At 72.6% G+C, this 23,654-nt stretch carries 17 protein-coding genes and 1 other annotated feature; of the genes, 8 read left to right on the plus strand and 9 right to left on the minus strand.

What is annotated here, in order from left to right; genetic code table 11:
• Window positions 1–57: 57 nt before the first annotated feature.
• On the minus strand, window positions 58–450 hold the full coding sequence (locus tag Cph01nite_RS15025; protein WP_203675504.1) for a hypothetical protein: 393 nt from the start codon (window positions 448–450) through the stop codon (window positions 58–60).
• A 393-nt stretch (window positions 451–843) separates the two neighbouring features.
• On the opposite strand from Cph01nite_RS15025, the gene kdpF reads away from it, so the two are divergent.
• From kdpF to Cph01nite_RS15055, 6 genes are all read left to right on the plus strand, one after another.
• Window positions 844–933, plus strand: coding sequence for a K(+)-transporting ATPase subunit F (gene kdpF / locus Cph01nite_RS15030; RefSeq protein WP_203675505.1), 90 nt, complete (start codon window positions 844–846; stop codon window positions 931–933).
• Entirely contained in the window at window positions 933–2,597 is a 1,665-nt protein-coding gene (kdpA, locus tag Cph01nite_RS15035; RefSeq protein WP_203675506.1) for a potassium-transporting ATPase subunit KdpA, read from the plus strand. Before kdpF ends, kdpA begins: the two co-directional genes overlap by 1 nt.
• Window positions 2,598–2,680: 83 nt before the next feature.
• Complete coding sequence (gene kdpB, locus Cph01nite_RS15040; RefSeq protein ID WP_203675507.1) at window positions 2,681–4,678, plus strand: potassium-transporting ATPase subunit KdpB; 1,998 nt, start codon at window positions 2,681–2,683, stop codon at window positions 4,676–4,678.
• Window positions 4,679–4,703: 25 nt separating this feature from the next.
• On the plus strand, window positions 4,704–5,279 hold the full coding sequence (gene kdpC / locus Cph01nite_RS15045; protein ID WP_203675508.1) for a potassium-transporting ATPase subunit KdpC: 576 nt from the start codon (window positions 4,704–4,706) through the stop codon (window positions 5,277–5,279).
• A gap of 7 nt (window positions 5,280–5,286) precedes the next feature.
• Window positions 5,287–7,818, plus strand: coding sequence for an ATP-binding protein (locus Cph01nite_RS15050; RefSeq protein ID WP_203675509.1), 2,532 nt, complete (start codon window positions 5,287–5,289; stop codon window positions 7,816–7,818).
• Window positions 7,815–8,495, plus strand: a complete 681-nt coding sequence (locus Cph01nite_RS15055) for a response regulator (protein WP_203675510.1) — start codon at window positions 7,815–7,817, stop codon at window positions 8,493–8,495. The genes Cph01nite_RS15050 and Cph01nite_RS15055 overlap by 4 nt, the downstream gene beginning before the upstream one ends.
• Before the next feature lie 3 nt (window positions 8,496–8,498).
• On the opposite strand, the gene Cph01nite_RS15060 is transcribed toward Cph01nite_RS15055, so the two are convergent.
• On the minus strand, window positions 8,499–9,371 hold the full coding sequence (locus Cph01nite_RS15060) for a potassium transporter TrkG (protein ID WP_203675511.1): 873 nt from the start codon (window positions 9,369–9,371) through the stop codon (window positions 8,499–8,501).
• A 20-nt stretch (window positions 9,372–9,391) separates the two neighbouring features.
• Here Cph01nite_RS15060 and Cph01nite_RS15065 point away from each other — a divergent pair.
• A protein-coding gene (locus tag Cph01nite_RS15065) for an IS3 family transposase (protein ID WP_239069289.1) occupies window positions 9,392–10,626 on the plus strand; the annotation gives its coding sequence in 2 pieces (ribosomal slippage) (window positions 9,392–9,671 and window positions 9,671–10,626; 1,236 coding nt in all).
• Window positions 9,670–9,783, plus strand: a sequence feature (AL1L pseudoknot). Its footprint overlaps the gene before it by 114 nt.
• Before the next feature lie 134 nt (window positions 10,627–10,760).
• On the opposite strand, the gene Cph01nite_RS15070 is transcribed toward Cph01nite_RS15065, so the two are convergent.
• From Cph01nite_RS15070 to Cph01nite_RS15095, 6 genes are all read right to left on the minus strand, one after another.
• Window positions 10,761–11,882, minus strand: a complete 1,122-nt coding sequence (locus Cph01nite_RS15070) for a tyrosine-type recombinase/integrase (RefSeq protein ID WP_203675512.1) — start codon at window positions 11,880–11,882, stop codon at window positions 10,761–10,763.
• A 284-nt stretch (window positions 11,883–12,166) separates the two neighbouring features.
• Window positions 12,167–14,938 (minus strand): FtsX-like permease family protein, encoded by a 2,772-nt coding sequence (locus Cph01nite_RS15075; RefSeq protein WP_203675513.1) that lies wholly within the window; start codon window positions 14,936–14,938, stop codon window positions 12,167–12,169.
• Complete coding sequence (locus Cph01nite_RS15080; RefSeq protein WP_203675514.1) at window positions 14,935–18,207, minus strand: FtsX-like permease family protein; 3,273 nt, start codon at window positions 18,205–18,207, stop codon at window positions 14,935–14,937. Before Cph01nite_RS15080 ends, Cph01nite_RS15075 begins: the two co-directional genes overlap by 4 nt.
• Before the next feature lie 135 nt (window positions 18,208–18,342).
• Window positions 18,343–18,684, minus strand: a complete 342-nt coding sequence (locus Cph01nite_RS15085) for a DUF2200 domain-containing protein (RefSeq protein WP_203675515.1) — start codon at window positions 18,682–18,684, stop codon at window positions 18,343–18,345.
• A gap of 72 nt (window positions 18,685–18,756) precedes the next feature.
• On the minus strand, window positions 18,757–19,329 hold the full coding sequence (locus Cph01nite_RS15090) for a CueP family metal-binding protein (protein WP_203675516.1): 573 nt from the start codon (window positions 19,327–19,329) through the stop codon (window positions 18,757–18,759).
• A 97-nt stretch (window positions 19,330–19,426) separates the two neighbouring features.
• Complete coding sequence (locus Cph01nite_RS15095; protein ID WP_203675517.1) at window positions 19,427–20,155, minus strand: spermidine synthase family protein; 729 nt, start codon at window positions 20,153–20,155, stop codon at window positions 19,427–19,429.
• Between the two features lie 196 nt (window positions 20,156–20,351).
• Here Cph01nite_RS15095 and Cph01nite_RS15100 point away from each other — a divergent pair, with 196 nt between their 5' ends.
• Window positions 20,352–21,866 (plus strand): SulP family inorganic anion transporter, encoded by a 1,515-nt coding sequence (locus Cph01nite_RS15100; protein ID WP_239069290.1) that lies wholly within the window; start codon window positions 20,352–20,354, stop codon window positions 21,864–21,866.
• 70 nt (window positions 21,867–21,936) lie between these two features.
• Here the strand turns inward: Cph01nite_RS15100 and Cph01nite_RS15105 are convergent, their stop codons facing one another.
• Window positions 21,937–23,616, minus strand: a complete 1,680-nt coding sequence (locus Cph01nite_RS15105) for a ribonuclease J (protein WP_203675519.1) — start codon at window positions 23,614–23,616, stop codon at window positions 21,937–21,939.
• Window positions 23,617–23,654 lie beyond the last annotated feature (38 nt).

Consider the following 23,654-nt stretch of genomic DNA (forward strand, 5'->3'; position numbering starts at 1 on the left):
GGTCTTGCCACACACCCCGTGCGGCATGACGGGCACGGCCACCTGTCTGCGCGCGGCTCAGGCGCGGGGCGATGGGCGGCGTCGCGCTGCACTCAGCCCGCTCGCCGCGGCCGCCGCTCCTAGCGCCGTCAGCCGCCAGAGGTCCGAGGAGCCGAAGCTCAGCTCGGCGTCCCCCTGGGGGATCAAGCCGGTGATGACGCACCAGCTCAAGATCGCGACGAAGGCGGCGTGGGGTGCAATGAGGTGTCGGCGCGTGAGGATGAGACCGATCGCCGTCGCGGCAGTCGGCACCCAGGGGTCGACTCCGCCATGCGCTCCCGTTCCCGCGAGGACGACGACGCCGATCGCAAGGCCGATGACGTACACGGCGCTCTCGAGGTCGTCCGCTCGCGGTCGGCTCGATTCGTTCGCCGCGGTGTGTGCGTCCGGTCTTGTACTGGTTGCGGTCATGCCTGCAGGTTCCCGGTCAGGCGGAGCGCCGCGGGGCGTCCAGACGGTTCGCTGACGCCGATCGCGCGGATCCGGACGTCTTCCTGACGATGCGCCTCGTGCAGGGGTCGCCGGACGGGTGTCAAGGACGCGTGGCGAGCTTGGCAGGCGCGGGGCCGGCACACCGTCTGGATCCCGTCAGGACGGCAACCGAAGCCGTCAGGAAGGCGTCTGGACGTCCCCTAGGGGTGCGCCCGCGGGTGGTGAATGGCTGATGGCGGCCACCGTGGTCGCCGGCGTCGCCCCCGTGCTGCGTCGATCTGGGGAGTAGACCGTGGCCGATCTCGCCTTCGTAGCTCTGACCTGTGCGTGCTTCGTCGCGCTGGGCGCCATCGTCGCGGGGGTGTCGAAGCAGTGACCGTGGAGTCCGTCGTCGCTCTCGTCGTCGCGGTGGCCCTGGCCGCCTACCTGCTGCGCGCCCTCTTGAAGCCGGAGGCCTTCTGATGTCGCCCGTCCTCGCGGCCGTCTTCCAGGTCGCTCTTCTCGTCGCCGTCCTTGCCGCCGTGCATGTCCCGCTGGGTGACTACATGGCGAAGGTGTTCACCGACACCCGGCACCTGCGGGCCGAGCGCGTGATCTACCGCCTCGGTGGTGTCGGCGCCGATGCTGATCAGCGTTGGCCGGTATACGCCCGCTCGGTGCTGGCCTTCTCCTTCGTCAGCGTCCTGATGCTCTATGCGCTGATGCGTCTGCAGGCTCACCTCCCGCTCGCGCTGGGCCTGCCGGCGGTCGGCCCGGACGGGGCCTGGAACACGGCCGTCTCCTTCGTGACGAACACGAACTGGCAGTGGTACTCGGGCGAGTCGACGATGGGCCACCTCGTCCAGATGACCGGACTGGCCGTGCAGAACTTCGTGTCAGCGGCGGTCGGTATCGCGGTAGCCATCGCACTGGTCCGCGGATTCACCCGTCACCGCACCGATCGTCTCGGCAACTTCTGGGTGGACCTGGTGCGCGGCACCGTGCGGATCCTGCTCCCGATCGCGTTCGTCGCCGCAGTGCTGCTCGTCATCGGCGGTGCCGTGCAGAACTTCGCCGGTCCTCAGGAGATCACGACTCTCGACGGTGCTGCGCAGAGCATCGTGGGCGGCCCGATCGCCTCACAGGAGGCGATCAAGGACCTGGGCACCAACGGCGGGGGCTTCTTCAACGCCAACAGCTCTCACCCGTTCGAGAACCCGAACGCGTGGACCAACCTGCTGGAGATCTTCCTGCTCCTGGTCATCCCCTTCAGCCTGCCCCGGACGTTCGGACGCATGGTCGGCGACCGCCGTCAGGGCCTGGCGATCGTCGCCGTCATGGCGTCGATCTGGACAGCAGCCGTCGGCGTCATCACCTGGGCGGAGATGCGCGGGTTCGGGACCGTGCCCCAAGCCGCCGGCGCGGCGATGGAGGGCAAGGAGGTGCGCTTCGGCGAAGCGGCCTCCGCACTGTTCGCCGCCTCGACGACAGGCACGTCGACAGGGTCGGTCAACAGCTTCCATGACTCGTTCACCGCTCTGGGCGGCGGTGTCACGCTGCTCAACATGATGCTCGGCGAGGTGGCGCCCGGCGGGGTGGGGGCGGGCCTGTACGGGATGCTGGTGCTCGCGGTGCTCACCGTCTTCCTCGCGGGTCTCATGGTGGGCCGGACTCCCCAGTACCTGGGGAAGAAGATCGGTCGACGCGAGATCACCTTCGTGGCGCTCTACGTCCTGACGATGCCGACGCTGCTGCTCGTGGGCGCGGCGATCACGGCGGGCACTCCCGCGCTGGTCGAGGCGTCCGTCCAGGACCCCGGCGCGCACGGCCTGTCGGAGATCCTTTACGCCTACGCGTCCGCGACGAACAACAACGGCTCCGCCTTCGCCGGCTTCGGGGCCGGGACGCCGTACCAGAACACGGCCCTCGGCCTGGGCATGCTCTTCGGCCGCTTCGTGCCGATCATTCTGGTGCTCGCGCTTGCGGGCAGTCTCGCCCGCCAGCAGCCCGCCACTGTCGGCGTCGGCACGCTTCCCACCCACGGTCCGGTGTTCGTCGGCCTGCTGGTGTTCGTCGTCCTCGTCGTGGCGGGCCTCACCTTCTTCCCCGCTCTTGCGCTCGCTCCTATTGCGGAGGCCCTGCTGTGACCACTGCCCTGTCGTCCCGCCCTGAGGCCACGCCGTCGCACCCCACGCCGGGAGCCTTCCAACCGCGCCAGCTGTGGCGATCCATGCCCGACGCCCTGCGCAAGCTCGACCCGCGCCACCAGGTCCGCTACCCCGTCATGTTCGTCGTGTGGGTCGGCTCCGTGGCCACCACGGGGCTCGCCCTCGCGGACCCGGGCGTCTTCTCCTGGTCCATCGCCCTGTGGCTCTGGGCCACGGTCCTGTTCGCCAACCTGGCCGAGGCAGTCGCCGAGGGGCGTGGTCGCGCGCAGGCCGCCTCCCTTCGCCGCACACGCACCGAGACCGTAGCGCGCCGCCTTCGCGCCGACGGCAGCGAGGAGACCGTGCCGGGCACGTCCCTCGTGGTCGGCGATCTCGTGGTCGTCCCGGCCGGCGAGGTCATCCCGGGTGATGGCGACGTCGTCGAGGGCATCGCCAGCGTCGACGAGTCGGCCGTCACCGGCGAGTCCGCTCCCGTCATCCGGGAGTCCGGCGGCGACCGGAGCGCCGTCACCGGCGGGACGAAGGTGCTCAGCGACCGCATCGTCGTCAGGATCACCGCCAAGGCCGGAGAGACGTTCATGGACCGGATGATCGCCCTGGTCGAGGGCTCTGCCCGGCAGAAGACGCCGAACGAGATCGCGCTGAACCTCCTCCTCGCGGCGCTGACCCTGGTGTTCCTGCTGGCCGTCGTCACCCTCCAGCCGTTCGCCGTGTACTCGGGGCAGGCTCAGCCGCTCGTCGTGCTCGTCGCGCTCCTGGTCTGCCTGATTCCCACCACCATCGGCGCACTCCTGTCGGCGATCGGCATCGCCGGGATGGACCGCCTCGTGCAGCGCAACGTCATGGCACTCTCAGGCCGCGCCGTGGAGGCGGCGGGCGACGTCGACGTCCTGCTGCTGGACAAGACAGGAACGATCACCCTGGGCAACCGACAGGCGGTCGAGATCGTGCCGGTCGACGGCATCACCGAGGAGCGGGCAGCCGAGGCGGCGCAGATGTCGAGCCTCGCCGACGAGACACCCGAGGGCAGGTCGATCGTGGTCCTCGCCAAGGAGCGCTACGCCATGCGCAACCGCTTCGCCTCCCAGCTCCCGCACGCGACCTTCGTCCCCTTCACCGCGCAGACCCGCATGAGCGGGGTGGACGTGGCCCAGCGGGACGGCGCCTGGGAGATCCGGAAGGGCGCGGCGAGCGCCGTCATGCGGTGGGTCCGGGAGAACGAAGGTCACCCGACCGCCGACGTCGGTGCGATGGTCGACGCGATCAGCGCCTCGGGCGGGACACCGCTCGTCGTGGCCGAACGGCGTCCCGGCGAGTCGGCTCGGGCACTGGGCGTCGTCCACCTGAAGGACGTCGTCAAGTCGGGGATGCGGGAGCGGTTCGCCGAGCTCCGTCAGATGGGCATCCGCACGGTCATGATCACCGGTGACAACCCGCTGACCGCCAAGGCGATCGCCGACGAGGCCGGGGTGGACGACTTCCTCGCCGAGGCCACACCCGAGGACAAGCTCGCGCTGATCCGCAAAGAGCAAGCCGAGGGCCGGCTCGTGGCAATGACCGGGGACGGCACCAACGACGCCCCGGCTCTGGCCCAGGCCGACGTCGGGGTGGCCATGAACACGGGCACGTCCGCCGCCAAGGAGGCGGGGAACATGGTCGACCTGGACTCCAACCCGACGAAGCTGATCGAGATCGTCGCGATCGGCAAGCAGCTGCTCATCACCCGGGGTGCCCTGACGACGTTCTCGGTCTCGAACGACGTCGCCAAGTACTTCGCCATCATCCCGGCGATGTTCTCGGGCCTGTATCCCCAGCTGGACAGGCTCAACATCATGGGGCTGTCCTCACCGGAGTCGGCGGTGCTGTCCGCGGTGATCTTCAACGCCCTCGTGATCGTCGCGCTCGTGCCGCTTGCCCTGAGGGGGGTGCGGTACCGGCCGGCCGGCGCAGCGGCCATGCTCCGCCGCAACCTGCTCGTCTACGGCGTCGGCGGCCTGGTAGCACCGTTCGTCGGCATCAAGCTCATCGACCTCGTCGTCTCCCTCCTTCCCGGCCTGTGAGCCGGACACGAACGGAGCAACACCCATGACTGCATTCCTGCGCCAGTGCCTCGCCGGCCTGCGCGTCCTGCTCGTCCTGACGGTCCTGACGGGGCTGGTCTACCCGGCCGCGGTCTATGCCGTGGGCCGCACCATGCCCGACCGTGCGGATGGGTCGATGATCGAGGTCGACGGCCAGGTCGTCGGGTCACGGCTGATCGGCCAGCCCTTCGACGGTGACGAGTGGTTCCACCCGCGCCCGTCCGTCGCTGGAGACGGGTACGACCCGCTCGCCTCGGGAGCCTCGAACCTGGGACCTGAGAACGCGGACCTGCTCTCGACCGTCGAGCAGCGACGCGCGGAGGTGGCCGAGCTGGAGGAGGTCGACCCCGCAGAGGTCCCGCCCGACGCTCTGACCGCCTCCGGATCGGGCCTCGACCCCCACATCTCACCTGCGTACGCCGCGCTGCAGGTGGGCCGGGTCTCCCAGGCCCGCGGGCTCGACGAGCCCACCGTTCGTGGTCTGGTCTCCGAGGCCACCACGGAGCGCGAGCTCGGCGTGCTCGGCGAACCGCGGGTGAACGTCCTGGAGCTCAACGCGGCCCTGACGATGCTTGACTGACCCTGTCATGACCGACGAGACCAGCACCGGGGGGCGGGCCGCACCACATGCGCGGCGCGGCCGCCTGCGGGTGTACCTCGGCGCCGCCCCCGGCGTGGGCAAGACCTACGCGATGCTCGACGAGGGTCGTCGCCGACTGGAGCGCGGCGTGGACGTCGTCGTGGGCCTCGTCGAGACCCACGACCGGCCGCAGACGGCCGCGTTGGTCGAGGGCCTCGAGGTGGTGCCCCGCGCGACGATCCACTACCGCGGCGCCACCTTCACCGAGATGGACGTCGACGCCGTGCTCGCCCGCCGTCCGACGGTCGCGCTCGTCGACGAGCTCGCGCACACGAACGTCCCCGGTAGCCGGAACGCGAAACGGTGGCAGGACGTCGAGGAACTACTCGCAGCGGGCATCGACGTGGTCACGACCGTGAACATCCAGCACCTGGAGACCCTGAACGACGTCGTGACATCGATCACCGGCATCCAGCAGAAGGAGACCCTCCCGGACGAGGTCGTACGGCGCGCCGACCAGATCGAGCTCGTCGACATGAGCCCCGAGGCTCTACGGCGCAGGCTCGCGCACGGCAACGTCTACAAGGCCGAGAAGGTCGACGCCGCTCTGGCGAACTACTTCCGCCTGGGCAACCTCACCGCGCTGCGCGAGCTGGCGCTGCTCTGGACGGCCGACCGAGTCGAGGACTCGCTCGAGACCTACCGGCGCGAGCACGGCATCGACGCGACCTGGGCGACCAGGGAACGGGTCGTCGTGGCCGTGACCGGAGGACCCGAGAGCGAGACCCTGATCCGCCGCGCGGCCCGGATCGCCCAGCGAGCGAGCGGCGGCGAGCTCCTCGCACTCCACGTCCTGCGGGGCGACGGGATCGCCGACGTCGAGCCGAGCTCCCTCGTGCGCCTGCGCACCCTCGTCGAGTCGCTGGGAGGCAGCTGGCATGCCGTGATGGCCGACGACGTCGCCGATGCTGTGCTCGACTTCGCGCGCGCCGTCAACGCGAGCCAGATCCTGCTCGGCGCGACGCGACGATCCCGGCTCGCCGCGGCAGTGTCGCCCGGGATAGCCCCGGGGGTGATCCGCGGGTCCGGGGAGATCGATGTCCTGGTCGTGACGCACGAGCACGCTGGCCGCGCCACGCTCCGTCGTTCGCGGCGCGGCTCTCTCGGCCCTCGTCGTGTCGCCGCAGGGTGGGCCCTCGCCGCTCTCGGCCCCCCCGTGCTGGCATTTGGCCTCGGCGCGGCGAGTGGTCCAGGCGCGCTGCCCACCGTCCTCATGCTGTTCCTGGCCCTGACCGTGGGAGTGGCGATCATCGGCGGGCTGCTGCCCGCGCTCCTCGCGGCCGTCGCGAGTGGCCTCCTCAGCAACTACCTCTTCACACCCCCGCTCTACACGTGGACTATCGCCGAGCCACAGAACGCCCTCGCCATCCTCGTGCTCGTCGTTGTGGCTGCCGCTGTCTCTGCAGTCGTCGACGTCTCCGCTCGCCGCAGCACGGAGGCAGCGCGGGCGCGCACCGAGGCAGACGCGCTGACAAGGATCGCCGGCAGCGTCCTACGGGGAGGTGATGCCGTGGCCTCGATGCTCGCCCAGCTGCGAGCAACGCTGCACCTGGCGGGGGTCGCACTGCAGCGGCGGGACGTCGCCACAGGTTCCTGGCAGGACGTCGCCATGAGCGGCACGCCACTTGCCGCAGGCGACGACCAGGTGGTCCCGATCTCGGGAGAACTGCGGCTCCGCCTATGGGGTGGTCCGATGCCGCCGAGCGACCTTCGACTGGCTGGCGCAGTCGGCTACCAGGCGGAAGCGGTGCTCGAGCGAGACCACCTCCGCGCCGAAGCCCGGGCCAGCAGGGCCGAGCGCGAACGGGGTGCCATGCGAACCGCTCTGCTCGCCGCCGTCTCCCACGACCTCCGCACCCCGCTCGCGGCGATGAAGGCCGGCATCAGCGCGCTGCGCACCACTCATGGAATCCCGGAGGTTGATCGGGAGGAGCTCCTCGCCGACGTCGACCACCACGCCGATCGCCTGCAGCTGCTCATCGACAACTTGCTCGACATGAGTCGCCTCGACTCCGGGGCCGTCACCCCGCGACTCGAGCGGCTCGCCCTGGACGAGGTCGTCCCCCGTGCGGTGGACTCCGTCGCTGACGGGGCGGTCGCGATCGACGTCCCCGAGTCGCTCCCGCTCGTCATGGCAGATGCGGGCCTTCTCGAGCGGGCTGTGGCGAACGTCATCGAGAACGCCGTCCGCCACAGCCCGCCGGGCGCTGCGGTACACGTGAGCGCCCAGTGCGTCGGGGACCATCTGGTGATCCGCGTGGTGGACCATGGCCCAGGGGTACCCGATGCAGGCAAGGAGCTCATGTTCACCGCCTTCCAACGCCTCGGCGACGCCCCCCGCGGCAAGGGGGTCGGCCTCGGACTGGCGGTCGCGCGGGGCTTCGTCGAAGCCAACGGCGGCACGATCGAGGCGGAGGACACGCCCGGCGGAGGCCTGACGATGGTGGTCAACCTGCCCCTGAACGGAGGCACGCGATGACGACTCGAGTGCTAGTGGTCGAGGACGAGCCCGCGCTCGCGCGGGCACTCGCGGTCACGCTGCGGGCTCATCGGTACGAGGCAACCGTTTCGCACACCGGGGCGGGCGGGCTCGACGCGATGGCGACATGGCACCCGGACCTCGTCGTCCTCGACCTCGGACTCCCGGACCTCGACGGGCTCGAGGTGCTCCGCGCGCTGCGAGCCTGGTCTGCTGTCCCCGTCGTCGTGCTCTCCGCCCGCCAGACCAGCGACGAGAAGGTGGAGGCCCTCGACGCGGGGGCGGACGACTACGTCACCAAGCCGTTCGGGATGGACGAGCTTCTCGCACGGATCCGCGCCGCGGTTCGGCGGCACGCTCCAGGCGACGCATCCCCGGTCGTGCGCACAGCGGCCTTCACGGTCGACCTGGCAGCGCGCCGGGTGCGCACGACTGCAGGCGAGGACGTCCGGCTGACACCCACCGAGTGGCACATGCTCGAGATCCTTGCCAGGAACGCCGGCAAGGTCGTGGGGCGTCGCGAGCTTCTGCAGGAGCTGCGCGGGCCCTACCTGGACAGGGAGACGCACTACCTGCGCGTCTACGTTGCCCAGCTGCGGCGCAAGCTTGAACCGGATCCGGCGCATCCCCGCCACTTGATCACGGAGGCGGGGATGGGTTACCGCCTGGAGCCGTAGAGCTCAGCCGATGATCGGCGCGCTCTCGGGATGGCGGAAGAAGCGCTGCCTCTCTCTCACCGCCAGCGCGGTCGCGAAGGTGATCGGGCCCAGCCGGCCGAGGAACATCAGCACGACCAGGAGGAGTTGGTGGCCGGTGCCGAGCTCCGCCGTGATCCCGGTCGACAGGCCCACGGTGGCGGATGCGGAGATGACCTCGAACAGGACCTCGCTCATCCCGAAAGTGGAGCCCAGAGTGATGACGATCGTCGGGACCACGACCACGGCGACACCGACCAGTGCGACCGAGACCGCCTGGCGCTGAGCGCTGGTGGCGATCCGCCGGCTGAAGAGCGTGACGTCCGGGTCTCCGCGGACCTCCGACCAGATGACGAACAGGAGCACCGCGAAGGTGGTGACCTTGATGCCGCCGGCGGTGGACGCCGAACCGCCCCCGATGAACATGAGCACATCGGTGCCGAGGAGTGTCCCCTCGTGCATCGATCCGGTGTCCACCGAGTTGAAGCCGGCAGTCCTTGACATGACCGACTGCGTGAAGGCTGCGAGGACACGTCCAGGCACCGAGAACCCGCTCAACGTGTTGCCCCACTCCGCGACCAGGAAGAACACCGCTCCCAGTGGGATCAGCGCCCCGGTCATCAGCAGTGTGATCTTGGTGTGAAGGCTCCAACGGCTCGGGCGTCGGTGCTGACGCCAGACCTCGAGAATGACCGGGAAGCCGAGGCCACCGAGGACCACGGCCACCGTGGTCGGCACACAGATCCAGGGGTCGGCGGCGAAGCCCATCAGGCTGTCCGAGAAGAGCGCGAAGCCCGCGTTGTTGAATGCCGAGATCGAGTGGAACTGTCTCGCGCCGGGTCTGATGGAGGCTCTCAATCCAGTGGAGGATGAGAGTCATGGCAGCACCGAGGAAGTATCCCGAGGAGCTTCGGGAGCGGGCGATCAGGATGGCGGTCGATGCTCGGCGTGATCCGGCCACGCGGTCCGGGGCGTTGCGCCGGGTCGGTGATCAGCTGGGGATCAACCCCGAGACGTTGCGGAACTGGGTGACCCAGGCGGAGGTCTATGCCGGGGACCGCCCGGGAACGACGACCACCGACGCGCAGCGGCTGGCTGAGCTCGAGCGGGAGAACCGTGAGCTGCGCCGGTCGAATGCGATCTTGCGATCGGCGTCGGCTTTCTTCGCGGCGGAGCTCGACCGCCCACAGCGGTGATCGTCGAGTACATCGACGCTCACAAGGACCGGTTCGGGGTCGAGCCGATCTGCAGGGATCTGCAGGTCGCCCCGAGCACCTACTACGCGGCCAAGTCCCGGCCGCCCTCGGCGCGGTCGCTCAGCGACGTCGCCACCACCGCGGTGATCAGGACGGTTCACGAGAAGAACTTCGGGGTCTACGGGGCGCGCAAGATCCACGCCGAGCTCGGCCGCCAAGGGCACCCGGTCGCGCGCTGCACCGTCCAACGCCTGATGAGGGCCGCGGGGCTGCGCGGGATCACCCGAGCCAAAGGGCCCCGCACCACGATCCCGGGCACCGGTCCCGACACCCGTCCGGACCTGGTGGATCGCGAGTTCACCGCGACCGGCCCGGACCAGTTGTGGGTCGCTGACATCACCTACTGCCGAACGTTTTCCGGCTGGGCCTACGCCGCGTTCGTCATCGACGTGTTCTCCCGGCGGGTGGTGGGCTGGCAGCTGTCGAAGTCCCTGCGCACCGACCTGGCGCTCGACGCACTGGAGATGGGCATCTGGACCCGCCAGCGCACCGGCCACGATCTGGCTGGCCTGACCCATCACAGCGACAAGGGAGTCCAATACCTCGCCATCCGCTACACCCAGCGCCTGGCCGAGGCCGGCGCCGTCGCCTCGGTCGGGTCCACCGGCGACTCCTACGACAACGCCCTGGCCGAGGCGTTCAACTCCCTGTTCAAAGCCGAGCTGGTCCGCAACAAGGGCCCCTGGAAGAACATCGACGACCTCGAGATCGCCGTCGCTGAGTACATCGACTGGTTCAACCACCGACGCCTGCACGGAGAGATCGGCCTGATCCCACCCGTCGAGCACGAAGACAACTACTACCGACACCACCACGCCCCGACTACCGTCGAAGCGTCACTTCCGAGCCTCCACTAGACCCGGCGCGAGACATCGAGGTCCGCCAAGTCGAAGGTCACCGATGCCTCACCGTTGGTGAGGTGGAGCGGTCTCCCACGGCGACATCCGCGGGCAAGCCGTCCCGGCAACGCATCGAGGTGGACCACAGGGCATCAGCTCCGACGTTGTCGAACCGCCTCGAAGGCCGCGAGGGCGCGGTCGTCGGCTTCGGGGAGGGTGTGCAGGTACCTCTGCGTCGTCATGATCTGAGCGTGGCCCATGCGCTCCATGACGGACTTGAGGTCGGCACCACCGGCCAACAGCCACGACGCGTGGGCGTGTCGAAGATCGTGCATGCGGACGTTGAAGTCGACGCCGGATCGCTCGATGGCCGGCCTCCAGTATCGCGTGTTGAAAGTCGCGCGGGAGAGCGGTTGACCGCCGGCCGCCTCGCGTGACGGGAAGAGCAGGTCGTCACGACCGAGGCCGAGGAGGGCGATCCGAGATGCGAGGACGTCGAGGAGTCCTTGCGAGACCCGCAGGGTCCGTGGCTCGTCGTTCTTCGGGTAGGCCTTGACGATCATCCGCTCGCCGGTGGGGGAGTCCTTGCGAGACACCTCCACGATCGTTTCCTCGATGGTGATCGAGCGCCGAAGGAAGTCCACGTGTCGCGGACGCAGCGCCACGAGCTCCCCCCAACGGAGGCCGGTCTCGATTGCTGTCATCACCAGGGGTTTGAAGCGGTCGGGGACCTCGGCGAGCACGGAGGTGTACTCCTCGGGAGTCAGTGTCCGTGCTCTCCTCGCGACGACCTTGGGAAGCTCGGTGTCCTCGCACGGATTGAAGGCGATGAGGCGGTCGCGCACCGCCCGGGCGAACACCGAGTGCAGCATCACGTGGTACTTCGCGATCGAGCGCGGCGACAGGCCCTGCTCGACGGCCCGCGTGACCCAGTCCTGCACCGTCGACGGCATGATGCGGGCCAGCGTCATCGCGCCGAAGAACGGCACGAAGTGGTTGCGGAGGTAGGACACGTAGCCAGCTCGGGTGCTTACCTCGAGGTGTCGTGACGGAAGCCAGACGTCTTCGGCGTACTCGCGGAAGGTGATGGCGCCACCCCGTGGGTCGATCCACGTGCCGTCGGCGATCTTCCCCTCCGCCTTCATGGCCGCCTTCAGAGCTTCTCGGCTGGTCGAGAACGTCCCGGCAGTCCGCTTCTCGCCGAAGGGGTCCCGGTACCGCCCTTGGTGTCGGACGGAGCCGTCGGCGCTTCGACGCTTGGTGACCCAGGCCATGCGGCGACCTCTCCGTACGTGCGGTGTGGGCAGAATGTGGGCAGACGGCGGCGCACACATGCGGCCTGTCCCGTACGATGGCGGACTCAAGGTTGGCCGCTGACCTGCGCATTCGCTCCTTGCGAGCCTACTCAACGACGGGCGTCGACGGTAGAGCACTCGGCTCATAACCCAGAGGTCGCAGGTTCAAATCCTGCCCCCGCTACAAGAACGACGAAGGCCCGGACCATGAGGTCCGGGCCTTCGTCGTGGGTGCGGTGGGCGGCGACGCCCGGTGCCGACCCTCACGAGCCCCCCACCCGCAGGATCTCGCCCAGCCGCTCCCGGCGCCGTGACGACGACTCGGCGAGCACCAGGGCGAGGACGGTGAGGGTCACGACGACCGGCGGTGTCAGCGACCAGGCCGAGAGGGCGACCGGCGGGTCGGTCGGCTGCCCGGTGACCAGCCGCAGCGCGAGGGGCCCGGTCGTCACCTCGGCGAGGAGGACACCCAGGCCCAGGCCACCGGCGCCGGCCAGCAGAGGTCCCGGCAGGAGCTCCCCGGCGGTCACCGTGCGCGCCGCGCGGCCGTCGAGGCCCAGCGTGCGCAGGGTCCCCAGCGTGCGGCCACGGTGCGGGGCGCTCGTGGCGGACGCCAGGACCACGACCAGGGCGGTGAGCGCGAGCAGGACGACGGCCGCCGCCGCCGCGAGCCGCTGGACGCCGACCGTGAGCGGCTCGGCGCGGTGGGCGGCGAGCCACCCGTCTCGCGTCTCGACCGTCGCGTCGGCGAGGGACGAGGTCGCCGCGACCGCCGCCCGTGCTCCTGTCCCCACGACCCACAGCCGGTCGGGCGCGACGCTGCCGCCGAGCGCCCGCTCGAGCGCCGCCCGGTCGATCACGACGGTGTCCTCGCCCGCGGTGAGCACGGCGGACGCCGTCCCGACCGCCCGGACGTCCACCCGGGCGCCGGACCAGGCCAGGACGAGGTCGGCGCCCTCCTCGACGCGCAGCCCCGCGCTGAGCAGCACCCCGGGCCGCCCGGCGGGGTCCGCGCGGTCGAGCCGTGCCAGCTCCGGCGCGTCGGGCAGAGGTGTGCCCGCGAGGAGGTCCGAGAACGCGGCCGACGGCAGGACCACGAGCCGCACGAGGTCGTCGCCGCGGGGCCCGAAGACCTGGACGTGGTCCTCGACCCGCCCGGCGAGCGCGGTGCGCACGCCGTCGTGGGTGCGCAGGGCGGCGGCGACGTCCGTGAGCCCGGGGTCCGGCTCCGACGTCACCCGCACGTCGGCGCCCACGGCGAGCCACGACGCGTCGACCTCGCCCCGCTGGACGGTCGCCACGAACGTCGCGCCGAGCACGACGAGGCTCGTCGCGAGCGTCAGCGCCAGGAACGGCAGCGCGGCACCGGCGCTGGCCTGCGCGCGGGCCGCGGCGAGGACGGGGACGGCGCGGCGCCACCCGGAGGTCCTCCTCACGGCGCCGCGCAGCAGCGGTGGCAGGGCGCGCAGCAGCAGCGCGGCGCCCGCGAGCGCCCCCAGGGTGGGAGCCAGCGCGAGGAGCGGGTCGCTCCTCGCGGCGCCGGTGTCGACGACCCCCCGGGTCCGGAGCGCCGCCAGGGCGCCGACCGCGAGGAGCACCACGGCGGCCTCGACCGCGAGGCGGGCCGCACGGCGGTCACCGGCAGCGGCGGCGCGCTCGGTGCGGTTCCCCGCGCCCCGTCGTCCGCCGGTGCTCGCGCCCGCGTGCCGGACCGCCAGGGCCGGCGGGGCCAGGGCGGCCACGACGACGACCGGGGCGAGCCAGGGCCACGCGACCGGACCGGGGACCAGGAGCGCGGCGAGGCCGGCACCGGCACCGCACCCGACGGCCGCGACGGTCACCGACTCCACGCCGAGCTCGAGGCCGATCGCCGGCAGCGACGCGCCCCGGGCGCGGTAGGTCGCGAGCACCGTCGCGCGCCGGCGCACCAGCAGGGCGGCCGCGACGAGCAGGGTGAGCAGCGTGACGGCGAGCACCCCGGCGAGGAGCACGGAGCTCTGGGCGACCGCGGCGCGGAACCGGGCACGGGCGTCGAGCAGCACGGTGTCCAGGGTCGTCGTGACCGTGGTGCGCGACGCGCCGCCGGGGACCGGCTCGTCGGCTGCGGCGCGCAGCCCGGCGACCTCGGCCGCGACGGTGGCGACGTCGGCCTGCGCGAGGGAGTCGGGGTCGGGTGCGAACGTGACGACCCGCGACGTCGTGCCCGGTGGCATGGCGAGCACGGCGGCGGGCAGCGACGCGTCGGAGAGCAGCCCGGTGAGCTGGGTCTGCCGGGTGAGGAACGTGCCGACGGTGCGGGGCTCGAGCAGCCCGGGGACGGTCGACCAGACGGGATCGGTGGGGGACCCGGCCCGGAAGATCCCGCTCACCGTGGCGTCGAGGACGACCGACGCGTTCTCGTTGCGTGTGGTGAGCGTGTCGCCCACGTCGACGCCGAGCGCCGCGGCCACGTCCTGCGACAGGCCCACCTCGACGGGCACGGGGGCGCCGACGGGCCACGCGCGTGCCTCCTGCGGGGAGAGGGTCGCACCGGCGGGCCGCCCCCGGACCCAGGTGACCGCGGGCGCGCCGGCACGGTCGACGAACGCGGTGCGCAGCACGGGACGGTCGAGGTCGGTCCCGGGTCCCACCACCAGCAGCGGGAGGGTGGCGACGGTGGTGACGGGCTCGGCGAGGACCGCGTCGAGGGCCGGGGCGAGGCTCGCGTGCACGAGCTGCGTCGCCTCCCGCGTGCGGGCGGCCAGGTCGACGTGCAGGGTGCGCTGCCCGCCGGGGTCGGCGTCGAACGCCCGGCGCAGGGTGACGTCGGCGGCCGGGCCCGCCGCGCGCACGGCGTACCGCAGCGACGCGTCGCCGGTGGCCGCGACGAGGCGCGGCGTCGCGGTGGCGAGGAAGGCGGCGAGGGCGACGACCAGCGTCGTCAGGACGAGCGGCCACCGGTCGGCACGCGCCCGGCCGAGGACGCCCGCGGTGCTCGTCCCCGCTTGTCGACGCGGTCGCCGGTCCGTGCGCCGGTGCGCGCCGTGCCGGTTCACGCCCCACCCTCCATGCGCAGGTGGTGCACGGTGGCGCGGCGCGCGAGCCGCGCGGCCACCGGCACGACGACGAGCGCGCACGCGGCGACGAGGACGGCGAGCAGGGACGCCTGCGCCGGCCACGACCACACCGCGACGGCCGCCGGGACGGGCGCGCGGCCCGACGGTGCGACGACGAGGAGCGGCCCGACGGTGAGCGCGGCGACCGCGCCGACCACACCGCCGGCGGCCACCACCAGGACGCTGACCGCCGCGTGCTCGACGAGCAGCGTCGCGACGACCGTGCGCCGCGGCACGCCCATGCCCTGCAGGCGCGCGACGTCGACGGTCCGCGCCTCGAGCGCTGCGGTGGTCTGCACGACGGTGCCGGCGACGGCGAGCACCCCGGCGGCCGCGACGAGCAGCCACAGGGCCACCTGCACGCCGATCCGCAGCGGGTCGTCCCGGAGCCGCGCGGCCACGGCGTCGCGCGTGACCGGGTCGCCGAGGCCCGCGGCGGTGATCGCCGCCGCGGTCGCCGGCACGTCGGCGGCTCCGACGACCCACCAGGTGTCGACCACGTCGGCCGTCGAGCCGTGCGCGACCGTCGCGCGGGACAGGGCGTCGTGGTCCGCGAGGATGCTCGCGCCGCGGGGCACCGCCGCCCGGGCGGGGGCCACGGCGGCGACGCGCGCGACGAGCGTCGTCGGGCCGACCTGCAGGCGCAGGGCGTCGCCGGGTGCGGCGGCGACCGCTGCGGCCAGCTCCCCGCTGAGCAGCACGGGCAGGTCACCGGGCGGTGCGAATCCCGCCAGGACGAGGCCGCCGTCGCCGGTGACCAGCGCTGCGACCACCAGCCCGACCCGCGCGGTGACGGTCACGCCGTCGACCGTCCGGCGCAGGGCGACGTCCCCGGGCGCCCGGAGGCGTTCGGCGCTGTCGGGTGCTACCACCGCCGACCAGCCGCCGTCGGGTGCGGCGGGCACGTCGGCCGGGGCCACGGTCACGGTGACGTCCAGGGGTGTCGACTCCGTGGGTAGCAGCAGGTAGTCGTCCCCCGACCCGAGGCGGACCCGCAGGTCGACGGCGACGACCTGCATGCCGCCTGCGGCCTCGTCGGCCGTCCCGGACGGCAGGGGCAGCGCCACCTCGTGCCCCGTCCCGTCGAGCGGCACCGCCGGGCCGTGGAGCGACTGCCGACCCCCGCCGGCGGTCTGGACGACCACGGTGGGCCGGACCGACAGGTCGGGAGCCGGCCGGCGGCCCACGTCCCCGAGCGTGCCCGTGATCGTCAGGACGACCTCGTCGGACCCGCGCGCGAGCCCGATCCCTGCGACCCGCGTGGCCGGGGCCAGCCCCGAGGTGAGGTCGGCCCACGTGGTGCCGCCCGGCAGCGGGCGGCGGGGCGTCGTCGCCTCGCGCGTCGTGTCGAGGGCGACCAGACGCGTCCCGGATGTCGCGGAGCCGACGTCGCCGGCCGCTCCGAGGGACACCTCGCGGTCGGTCACCGGGTGCACCTCGGCCCCCGTGAGCGCGGTCAGCGCGCGCGCCTGCCGCAGGGGCTGCCCCGCGGTGAGCCCTACCGCGAGCTCGGTGCCGACCTGCGCGTCGGCCTGGTCCTGCGCCGACGCGGACCACGTGTCGCCGAGCGACGTGCCGAAGGTCGCCGCAGCCGCGGCGAGGACGAGCAGCAGGGCGGCGCCCGTCGAGTGGCCGCGGCGCGCGACCTCCCAGGACGCCAGCGGGACGACGAGCCGACGGGACCGGTGCGCGCTGCGCTCCGCCCCGCGGGCCACCCACGGCACCACCCGCAGCGCGACGGCCGCGCCCGCCACCAGGCACAGCACGGGGACGGCGACGAGGACGGGGTCGGCGCCGCCGTCCGCCGCGAAGGGTCGACCTCGCAGCTGCAGGCACCCCACGGTCGCGAGGGCGACGAGGAGGAGCTCGACGCTCGTCCGTGCCACCCGGCCGCGCCGGCTCCGCGGGCCGGCGTGCCGGTGGTCGGCCGGACGCACGGCCGGGACGACCAGGACGACGGCCAGGGCGAGGGCACCGACCACGACGGTGGCCACGAGCGTCGGGGTGACGCCGACGCTGCTGGTCAGGCCGGCGTCGGCGACCGGCGGCAGCCGGGTGAGCCACCGGAACAGGGCACTCGCGAGCGGGACGGCGACACCGGCGGCGACCAGGGCGAGCACGAGGCTCTCGGCGGCCGCGAGCCCGAGGAGCTGGGAGCGGGCGGCGCCGCGTGCGTCGAGCAGCCGCAGCTCGGCGTCGCGCCGGACGGCCACCAGCCGGCCCGCGAGCGCCAGGGCCGCGGCCGCGAGCGCCGTGAGCAGCAGGGCCACGGCCACGATGGCCGACGTCGTGACCCGCGCCTGCGTCCGGGCGGCGGCGATGGTCCGTGCCAGCTCCGTGCGGACGCGCAGCGGGGAGACCTCGTCCCCGAGGACGGCGCGCAGGTCGGCCCGCAGGTCCGTGACGGCCCGCCCGACGGCGACCTGGTCGGCCGCACCGAGCCCCGCGAGCTGCGGGCGGGCCACGAGCGAGACACGGTCCGCCTGGACGGCGGACGTGGTGAGGGTCCGGGCTGCGGCGACGAACGGCCCGTAGGCGGTGACCGTGGCCGGCGCCCCCGCCGTCGGCAGCTCCCACGTCGCGTCGGAGCCGGCGCCGCGCAGGAGGTCGCGGTCCCAGGAGGAGCTGTCGTCCACGGTCGGCGTGAACGTCCCCACCACGGTGAGCCGTGCCGCGGCCGCGCCGGTGGCGGAGGCGGGCGCCGTCCCGTCGCGCCGCTCGTCGAGCACGAGCTCGCTGCCCGGGGCGAGGCCGAGACCGCGGGCGACCTCGACCGGGACGGCGACCTCGACCGGGCCCGCCGACGTCGGCCGGGGCCAGCGGCCGGCGACGAGCTCCGCGTGCGCGGTGAGGTCGTCGCCCTCGACGACGTAGCCGTGCGCGCCGCTCGTGCCCTCGACGACGAGCGGCCGTACCGCCGAGGTCAGCCAGGTCGACACGACGGGGCGCACCGGGGCGAGGGCGTCGGCGACGACCCGCGTCGCGTCGTCGACCACGGCACGGGCGTCCGCACCGCCGACGCGCAGCGTCACCTCGACCGCGACGTCGCGGGGCGCGGCGCGCTGCAGCGCCACGTCGAGCGCCTGCGACTGCCCGCTCGTCAGGAGCAGCGCGCACGTCCCGAGCAGCACGGCCCCCAGCACGACCACGGCGAGCACCGCGGCCAGCAGCGGGAGCTGCGTGGCGGCGCGCCGCACGACGAGGCGCATGTCTCCTCCGTTGCCGGACGCGGGGGACTCGCAGCCCGCGGCGCCGTCGCCGCGGTCCACCGGTACCGTACGCGTCCGCGGTGCGGAGTCGTCGCGGGGGGTCCTCGGCGACGACGACGGCGCGGGCCGCGCCGCTCAGGAACGCAGGATCTTCTCCATCGGGCGCCCCGCCGCGAGCTCGTCGACGAGCTTGTCGAGGTACCGGATCCGGCGCATCAGGGGGTCCTCGACGTCCTGCACGCGCACGCCGCACACGGAGCCGGTGATGAGGGTCGCGGCAGGATTCAGGTCGGCGGCGGCGAAGAACTCCTCGAACGTCGTGCCGGCCTCGACGTGCGCGCGCAGCGTGGCCTCGTCGAAGCCGGTGAGCCAGGTGATGATCTCGTCGACCTCGGCCCGGGTGCGTCCCTTGCGTTCCGCCTTCGCGACGTAGAGGGGGTGGACGGCCCCGAAGGCGGTGGTGAAGATCCGGCTCATCCCGCGAGCCTAGCCACCGGGTCGGGCACCACGGCGTCCGCAGCGGGACCGGCCAGGTCCGGCGCTGTCGGCTCAGGTCATCCGCAGGGTCGTGACGCACGTCGGGCTGCCGTCGGTGGTGCTGAAGGGCACGCTGCCGGTCCGGCCCTCGTGGGTGACCTCGATCGTCCCGTCGATGTCGGCCGGCAGCCAGAAGCCGACGAACCCGTTGGTGTACGTCGTCGTGCTCTTGTCGACGAGGACCTCGCCGTCGGCGTCGGTGATGAGCACGTCGACGGGCTCCTCGACGAGCTCGCCCTGGCAGGTGGCGAGGCTGTGGAAGAAGCACTCGTGCGTGCTGTCGACGTACGGCGCGATCGACACGTAGAAGACGTCGCCGTCGAGCGGCACGGCGACCTCGGTGGTGCCGTCGCCCACCAGGACCTCGTCCTGACGCACGGACGCCATGAGGTCGAGCGGACGGGGGTCGGTGGACGCGTCGAGCCGCTCGACGATCTCCGTGCCGGTGAGCCCGTCGAGACCGAGGGCGGCCAGGACGTCGCCGTCGGGTGGGGCGGGTGCGTCGTCCGGTGCGGTGGTGGCGCAGCCGACGAGCAGGGCGAGGGCGGCGACGAGGGCGGCCCCGGGCAGGGTACGTGTGCGCATGCCCCATCATGTGCCGGGTCGGCACCGCTGGTCGGGGGGCGAGGGTCCCGTCGGCCATGAAGGTTCGATGAAGCCTGCTCGCGGGCGCTGCAGTCCCTCAGGGCTGCGGCACCGACGCGACGTACAGGGTGCTGGTGGCGACCCCGGTCCGCGAGGCGTCCGGGAAGGTGACGACGTGGGCGGCGGCGTCGGGCAGGGCGGCCCGCAGTCGCGCGAGGTAGTCGTCGTCGGGCGCGTCGTCGGACCAGAGCGCGAACACCCCGCCGGGTCGCAGCCGCGTGACGACCTTCGCGATGCCGTCGGACGTGTAGAACGGTGCGTGCCCCGGGTGGAGGAGGTGCCGGGGCGAGTGGTCGATGTCGACGACGAGCGCGTCGACGGGGAACAGGCCGTCCGCGTCGTCGGCGGGCCCGGTGACGCCGAGCACGAGGGCGAAGAAGTCGCCGAGCACGAGCCGGCACCGGGGGTCGCCGGCGACGTGAGGTCCGAGCGGGACGAGACCGTCGCGGTGCCACCCGATGACCGGTGCCAGCGCGTCGACCACGGCGAGGCTGCGCACGCGCTCGTCGTCCAGGACGGCGGCGGCGGTGTAGCCCAGCCCGAGGCCGCCGACGACGACGTCCAGCGGCCGGTCCGGGGCGTGCGCGAGGGCCGTGCGCGCCAGCTCGGTCTCGGACGTCGTGAACATGCTGGACATCAGGTAGTCGTCGTCGAGCTTGACCTCGAACACGTCCTCGCCCGTCCGCGGGTCGATCCGGCGGCGCAGGCTGACCGCGCCGATCGGGGTCTGCTGGTGGTCGATCTCCTCGAAGCGCGGGCGTCCCATGGGGGCCACTGTGCACCACCCTGGTGCCGGAGGGCGGACTCGACCCTCACGTCAGGGTACGGTGGTCCCGGTCGTCCACGCGGGCGCTGCCCCGGGCTGCCCACGGGTCCGACCGTGCGCGCCGCCGCGCCGACCCCCTGACCCTGCCGCCCAGCGGCTCGGGCGTGCGCGCCCTCGTGACGAACGGAACACCTGCGTGTCGACGACCGTGCCCACCACGCCCCACGTCCCCGAGGCTGCCGAGGTGTTCTCGGTGCGCGCCGCGCTGCGATCGCCCCGCCGCCTGCGCACCGAGGTCCTCGCCGGCCTCGTCGTGGCCCTCGCGCTCATCCCCGAGGCCATCTCGTTCTCCATCATCGCCGGGGTCGACCCCCGGGTCGGGTTGTTCGCCTCGTTCACCATGGCCGTGTCCATCGCGTTCCTCGGCGGCCGGCCCGCGATGATCTCTGCCGCGACCGGGGCCATCGCGCTCGTCGTGGCGCCGCTCTCGCGCGAGCACGGCCTGGACCACCTCCTGGCCGCGGTGATCCTCGGAGGCGTCCTGCAGGTGGTGCTCGGGCTCGTCGGGGTCGCGCGGCTCATGCGGTTCATCCCGCGCTCGGTGATGGTCGGGTTCGTCAACGCGCTGGCCATCCTCATCTTCCTGGCCCAGCTCCCGCACCTGACCGGCGTGTCGTGGGTGGTCTACGTCCTGGTCGCCGTCGCCCTGGCCGTCATGGTGCTGCTGCCCCGGTGGACGACCGTCGTGCCGGCACCGCTCGTCGCCATCGTCCTCCTCACGGCCTTCACGATGGTCACCGCCCTGGCCGTGCCCACCGTGGGCGACGAGGGCGAGCTGCCGCGCTCCCTGCCGTCCCTGCTGGTCCCGGACGTGCCGTTCACGGTCGAGACCCTGCGCATCGTCGCCCCGTACGCCGTGACCATCGCCCTCGTCGGCCTCCTCGAGTCGCTCCTGACGGCCAAGCTGGTCGACGACGTCACCGACACCCACTCGAACAAGACCCGCGAGAGCTGGGGTCAGGGCGTGTCGCAGATCATCACCGGGTTCTTCGGCGGCATGGGCGGCTGCGCGATGATCGGGCAGACGATGATCAACGTGAAGGCGTCGGGTGCGCGCACCCGGATCTCGACGTTCCTCGCCGGCGTGTTCCTGCTGGCCCTGGTCGTCGGCGCCGGTGACCTGGTCGCACAGATCCCCATGGCCGCGCTCGTCGCCGTCATGGTCGTCGTGGCGGTCTCGACGTTCGACTGGCACTCGCTGCGCACGCTGCGTCGCATGCCCCGCAGCGAGTCCGTCGTCATGCTGACGACGGTCGGCATCACCGTCGCCACGCACAACCTCGCGTACGGGGTCCTCGCGGGCGTGCTCGTCGCGATGGTGGCCTTCGCCCGGCGGGTCGCGCACCTCACCCAGGTCGTGCGTCTCGACGACAGCGACGAGGACGGCGAAGCCGTCTACGCGGTCGTCGGGGAGCTGTTCTTCGCCTCGTCGAACGACCTGGTGTACCAGTTCGACTACGCGGGCGACCCGCCCCGCGTGGTCATCGACATGGCCGGTGCGCACATCTGGGACGCGTCGACCGTGGCGACCCTCGACGCGATCCGCACCAGGTACGCCCAGAAGGGCAAGGAGGTCGAGATCATCAACCTCGACGACGACAGCGCCCGCCGGCACGAGCACCTCGCCGGGCAGCTCGGCCAGGGGCACTGACGACGCGCCCGCTCCCGAGGGACGACGAAGGGCTCCGTGACCACGTCACGGAGCCCTTCGTCGTCGGGTCTCAGGCCTCGACGGTCACCGCGACGACGACCGGCTGCGGGCCACCACGGCGCCGCAGCACGCGCTCGGCCGCCCGGCGCACCAGGGCGTCGAGGGCGTCGGCGTCGGTGAACGTGGCCGCCGGCGCCTGGGACAGCGCCTGCCGGATCGCCTTGTCGACCGCGCCCTGGGCGTCGGCGGCGTGCGCGACGCCCGTGGAGAGCAGCTCGACCGGCTCGGCGAGGGTCGCGGCGTCGGAGTCGACGACCGCGACGACCGTCACCACGCCCCCGTCGCGCAGCTCGCGGCGCTGCGCGAGCAGGCGCTCGTCGGTGCGACCGACGACGCCGTCCTCGACGTACACCTCGGCCGCGGCCACGCGTCCGACCACCTTGGCCGTGCCGTCCACGAGGTCGATGACGTCACCGTCGTGCGCCACGAGGACGTTCTCCGGTGCCATGCCCGTGCGCAGGGCCAGGTCCGCGTTCGCACGCAGGTGCTTGGCCTCGCCGTGGATGGGCAGGACGTTGCGGGGGCGCAGCATGTTGTAGAGGTAGACGAGCTCACCGGCGCTCGCGTGGCCGGAGACGTGGACGCGGGCGTTGCCCTTGTGCACGACGCGGGCGCCGCGGTCCGTCAGCCGGTTGATGACGCGGTAGATCGCCGTCTCGTTGCCGGGGATGAGCGAGGAGGCCAGCAGGACCGTGTCGCCCTCCCCGACCTCGATCTGGTGCTCGCCGCGGGCCATGCGCGACAGCGCGGCGAGCGGCTCGCCCTGGGACCCGGTGCACACGTACGCCACCTTGTGGTCGGGCATGCGCTCGAGCTGCTTGGGGTCCACGACGACGCCGTCGGGGATCGTGAGGTAGCCGAGGTCCTGCGCGATCTTCATGTTGCGCACCATCGACCGGCCGACGAACCCCACCTTGCGGCCGTGCTCGACGGCGGCGTCGACCACCTGCTGGATGCGGTGGACGTGGCTGGCGAAGCTCGAGACGACCACGCGGCGCTTCGTCGTGGCGAACACCTCGCCGATCGCGGGCGTCAGGTCGCGCTCGGAGATCGTGAAGCCCGGCACCTCGGCGTTCGTGGAGTCGACGAGGAACATGTCGATGCCCTCGTCGGAGAGGCGGGCCAGGTGCCGCAGGTCCGTCAGGCGCCCGTCGAGCGGGAACTGGTCCATCTTGAAGTCGCCGGTGTTGACGAGCATGCCGGCCTGCGTGCGCACCGCGACGGCCAGGCCGTCGGGGATCGAGTGGTTGACGGCGACGAACTCGAGGTCGAAGGCGCCGATCGTCAGGCGGTCGCCGGCGGCGACCTCGACGGTGGCGGGCGTCAGCCGGTGCTCGACCAGCTTGGCGGTGACGAAGGCGAGCGTCAGGCGCGAGCCGAGGACCGGGATGTCCGTCCGCTCGCGCAGCAGGTACGGGACCCCGCCGATGTGGTCCTCGTGCCCGTGCGTGAGCACGATCGCGTCGATGTCCTGCCAGCGGTCGGCGAGCGAGCTGAAGTCGGGCAGGATCACGTCGACGCCCGGGTGGTCCTCCTCGGGGAAGAGCACGCCGCAGTCGATGACGAGCAGGCGGCCCGCGTGCTCTAGGACGGTCATGTTCCGTCCGATCTCGCCCAGTCCGCCCAACGGCGTGACGCGCAGGCCGCGCTTGGGCAGCGCGGGGAGCCGGCCCTGTGGTGTTCGGTTCATGGTTCTCCTCTGGACAGCGGTGGCCGACACGGCCACGG

The sequence above is a fragment of the Cellulomonas phragmiteti genome (assembly GCF_016862775.1).
Taxonomy (GTDB): Bacteria; Actinomycetota; Actinomycetes; order Actinomycetales; family Cellulomonadaceae; genus Cellulomonas; species Cellulomonas phragmiteti.